This window comes from Colwellia marinimaniae, assembly GCF_002207865.1.
GTDB lineage: Bacteria > Pseudomonadota > Gammaproteobacteria > Enterobacterales > Alteromonadaceae > Colwellia > Colwellia marinimaniae.
Genome location: NZ_BDQM01000067.1, coordinates 1 through 3952, shown reverse-complemented (window position 1 = coordinate 3952; position 3952 = coordinate 1). Strand labels below are relative to the sequence as shown.

Below are 3952 nucleotides of genomic sequence, written 5' to 3'. Positions count from 1 at the left end.
CACCGCCTTTGTTGACGGATAGTTTAAGTAGAGACGAGGTTTGCTTTTTCTGCCGCATAGCGGCTTCGTTCAACAAGCAAATCAACTGGGACACGTAACACTTGCTCGGTTCCACTTCGTTTCACATTGTAGCAAGTATTACTTAGCCCGTTATTTGGGCGTTATAAAGCTAGGGAAAGTTTGGCACATGAGAAAACTAATAGTATCAATTTCAGTAGTTTTTACCTTTTTGCTATGGGTAAGTTTTGCTGAAGCAATATCTCTAAATGAGGCTTATAAAAGCCAAAAGAGTGATATCCAAGTAAAAGGTAATGGCAAAGTAATTCGTATATTAAAAGACGATAATCAAGGTTCTCGCCATCAAAAATTCATTCTCAAATTGTCCTCAGGTCAAACTATCTTAATAGCTCACAATATTGATCTTGCACCAAGAATTAGCTCTATTTCAAAAGGTGATTCTGTTCAGTTTTACGGTGAGTATGAGTGGAATAACAAAGGTGGTGTAGTACATTGGACTCACAGAGATCCAAACGGCAATCATATTGGTGGTTGGTTAAAGCATAACGGTAGAGTTTACCAATAGCTTTATAACAAGCAATTCAACGTGACACGCAACAGTTGGCCGCGCTCACTACGTTCACAATTATGGCCAACTATTACTTAGCCCGTTAATTGGGCGTTAGTTGGCTAATAAAAAAGATCGTCTAAGTGCTAAATAATTCAGTTTCACCAATTCACTGTTTGGTGCTTTACCGCGAATAAGTTAGTCACTTTCATCACGTTTCTGAAAGGTGTATTAGCGTAACTATTCACTCTAAATAGTGAGTGTAATGGCTCAAATTCACGGTTTGGTATTTTCATTACGGTGCGTTTAAGTTATTGTTGTATTTGGTTAAAGTGTGTTGCAACTAACAAGCAAATCAACTGGGACACGTAACACTTGCTCGGTTCCACTTCGTTTCACATTGTAGCAAGTATTACTTAGCCCGTTATTTGGGCGTTATGCAAAAATACTCTGCTGTTATAATGGAGGTTTATTATGAATGATAAAATTGGAAGAAATGATCCATGTCCATGTGGTAGCGGTCATAAGTACAAGAAGTGCTGCATGCTAAAAAACGCTTCAGAATTACCAGTTACATGGTCCGATGAAGAAGGCATGCATATTATTTCTCAAGGTGTGAAACCCACTTCATCTGAAATTGATCAAATGACGAAAGAGTACCAAAATCAAATTAGAAACTCTCCAATGTGGGATGAGATGGTAAATGAATTTGGCAAAGAAAAAGCTGAAGAATTATTAAAGGAATGCAAGGCTGAGGTTAAGTGATACTGGCCTGTTTTCTATTTTAAAATTTTGCATAACAAGCACTTCAAACGGAACAAAAACAGTTGGTTAGGTTCCGCTTCGCTACACATTTTAACCAACTTTTTTTGTCCGCTTAAGTGGGCGTTAGTTGGCTAATAAAAAAGATCGTCTAAGTGCTAAATAATTCAGTTTCACCAATTCATTGTTTGGTACTTTACCGCGAATAAGTTAGTCACTTTTATTACGTTTCTGAAAGGTGTATTAGCGTAACTATTCGCTCTAAATAGTGAGTGTAATGGCTCAAATTCACGGTTTGGTATTTTCATTACGGTGCGTTTAAGTTATTGTTGTACTTGGTGAAAGTGTGTTGCAACTAACAAGCAAATCAACTGGGACACGTAACACTTGCTCGGTTCCACTTCGTTTCACATTTTAGCAAGTATTACTTAGCCCGTTATTTGGGCGTTATACGTTTCGATAATTTCAAGTTTGGTGGATTAAATGGCGGAAAATGATAAAGATTTAGCTTTTTATTCAAGCACTTTAAATGCTTGGTATACGACAAGGTTTGAAAAAGATAAACATCTGTTGAGTTTGTCTTCAGCGGGCATAGGCTTATTAGTTACACTGTTAACAGCGATTGGCACTAATAGTGTATATACAGCAATAATATACGGGCTAGCTTTAATTTGTTTTTTAATAAGTATTATATCTGTTTTAGGTGTTTTCTCTCGTAATTCAACATATTTAGAAAGTGTTGTCTCAGGTAATGACAATAATGATGTGATATTAACTATTCTCGATAAAACGGCTGTTTTATCATTTGTTTTAGGTATTATATTTACATTACTCGTAGGTGCTTTTTCAAGCATCGAAAAACTAAAAAATAAGGAAAATTGTATGAGCAATAATATTGAGCAAATGGTAAACCAAAATAAAGAGATCAAAAAGAAAAGCCTCAATGGGGTATCTAATATGCGCCCAACAAATGACACTCCACAAGAACAGTCAAATGATAAACCTGCATCAAATCAGTCTGATAGCAAGGAGTAAACGTATAACAAGTTGCTTAAACGGAAAAATAACAGTTGGCCATCGCTCCGCGATTATAGCCAACCATTATTTTCCGCTTAGCAAGGCGTTAGTTGGCTAATAAAAAAAAGCTTCTAAGTGCTAAATAATTCAGTTTCACCAATTCATTGTTTGGTGCTTTATCGCGAATAAGTTAGTCACTTTCATCACGTTTCTGAAAGGTGTATTAGCGTAACTATTCACTCTAAATAGTGAGTGTCATGGCTCAAATTCACGGTTTGGTATTTTCATTACGGTGCGTTTAAGTTATTGTTGTATTTGGTTAAAGTGTGTTGCAACTAACAAGCAAATCAACTGGGACACGTAACACTTGCTCGGTTCCACTTCGTTTCACATTTTAGCAAGTATTACTTAGCCCGTTATTTGGGCGTTGAGGCTGTAGAATAACTAATTCAGCCAAAACAGCTAAACATTTGTACTCCTATATCGCACTGTAGACGATTAACTCGATATAGGTAATGCATTTGTAACCTCGATTTTAAGGGGTAATTCATAACCAACGAGTTATTCTACAAGCTCGTTAGCAGTATAATCATTTATCAAAACATGGAGTGTTACATGAAAATTCAATTACAGAATCAATCCTTTGCTATTGCTGGCTTATCAGTTGGGCTATTAGGAACATTATTCGGTCTTCACATGTCATCAGCAATAGAATCTACTCCTGCGTTAATGGGAATGGTTTCAGCTGTATGGTGTGCAGTTTCAGCAAGTATTATAGGTGGACGGGTCAACAAAGACTCAATATCGTAAATACTACTATAAGGCAATTTAAACGGACAAATTACAGTTGGCTTCGTTCGTTCCTCACTATTATAGCCAACTGCATTTTGCCTGTTAACAGGGCGTTATATTTTTATCGACAGTTGATGCGCATCACGCTACAATTATCACATGATTAAATCTTTTAAACATAAAGGCCTCAAGAAATACTTCCAAACAGGTAGTGTTTCAGGAATTCAGGCAAAACATCAACGTAAATTGCGTATGCAACTTACCGCAATCGATACCGCACAAGAAATTGATGACATCAATTTACCCGGATTTAAATTACATCCATTAAAAGGTGATCGAGATTGGACTTGGTCAATTACTGTAAACGCTAACTGGCGTGTTACTTTCGAATTTATCGATGGTAATGCTTATATTCTTAATTATGAGGACTATCACTAATGAGTATGCAACATAATCCACCTCATCCAGGGGAGTTTATCTATGACGTTTATTTAGAACCTTCTGGTTATAGCTGTCGTTATTTAGCTAAACAATTAGATGTAGCGTCATCTACTTTAAATCGAGTTCTAAAAGGTCAAAGTGCAATCTCTCCAGAAATGGCACTTCGCTTGTCAAAAGCAATTGGCAGAACACCTGAAAGCTGGCTATCAATGCAAGATAACTATGATCTCTGGCATGCTAAGCAACAGGTTAATTTAACTAATGTCCACTTAGTAAATTTTGCAGTGGCATAAAAAATATAATAAATAAAGGATAGGTTGCGCGCAGCCGCAACTTGATCCTGTTGTTGAACAAGCCCGATATTGATGAGTACTC

General features: G+C 36.6%; 6 protein-coding genes. All 6 read left to right on the top strand.

All coding sequences use genetic code 11. The features are described 5' to 3' along the window. Positions 1–187 precede the first annotated feature (187 nt). The 6 genes from MTCD1_RS18025 to MTCD1_RS18000 all read left to right on the top strand — a co-directional run bounded on the left by MTCD1_RS18025 (position 188) and on the right by MTCD1_RS18000 (position 3870). On the top strand, positions 188–583 hold the full coding sequence (locus MTCD1_RS18025) for a DUF3465 domain-containing protein (protein WP_057183209.1): 396 nt from the start codon (positions 188–190) through the stop codon (positions 581–583). Positions 584–1039: 456 nt separating this feature from the next. Continuing rightward, complete coding sequence (locus MTCD1_RS21550) at positions 1040–1330, top strand: SEC-C metal-binding domain-containing protein (RefSeq protein ID WP_057183207.1); 291 nt, start codon at positions 1040–1042, stop codon at positions 1328–1330. Between the two features lie 480 nt (positions 1331–1810). Continuing rightward, positions 1811–2362: a hypothetical protein gene (locus MTCD1_RS18015; protein ID WP_057183205.1), complete on the top strand. Its 552-nt coding sequence runs from the start codon at positions 1811–1813 to the stop codon at positions 2360–2362. Between the two features lie 597 nt (positions 2363–2959). After that, complete coding sequence (locus tag MTCD1_RS18010; RefSeq protein ID WP_057183203.1) at positions 2960–3154, top strand: hypothetical protein; 195 nt, start codon at positions 2960–2962, stop codon at positions 3152–3154. A gap of 141 nt (positions 3155–3295) precedes the next feature. After that, positions 3296–3574: a type II toxin-antitoxin system RelE/ParE family toxin gene (locus tag MTCD1_RS18005; RefSeq protein ID WP_057183201.1), complete on the top strand. Its 279-nt coding sequence runs from the start codon at positions 3296–3298 to the stop codon at positions 3572–3574. Continuing rightward, a complete protein-coding gene (locus tag MTCD1_RS18000; RefSeq protein ID WP_057183199.1) occupies positions 3574–3870 on the top strand; it encodes a HigA family addiction module antitoxin in 297 nt (98 codons plus the stop codon). The genes MTCD1_RS18005 and MTCD1_RS18000 overlap by 1 nt, the downstream gene beginning before the upstream one ends. Positions 3871–3952 lie beyond the last annotated feature (82 nt).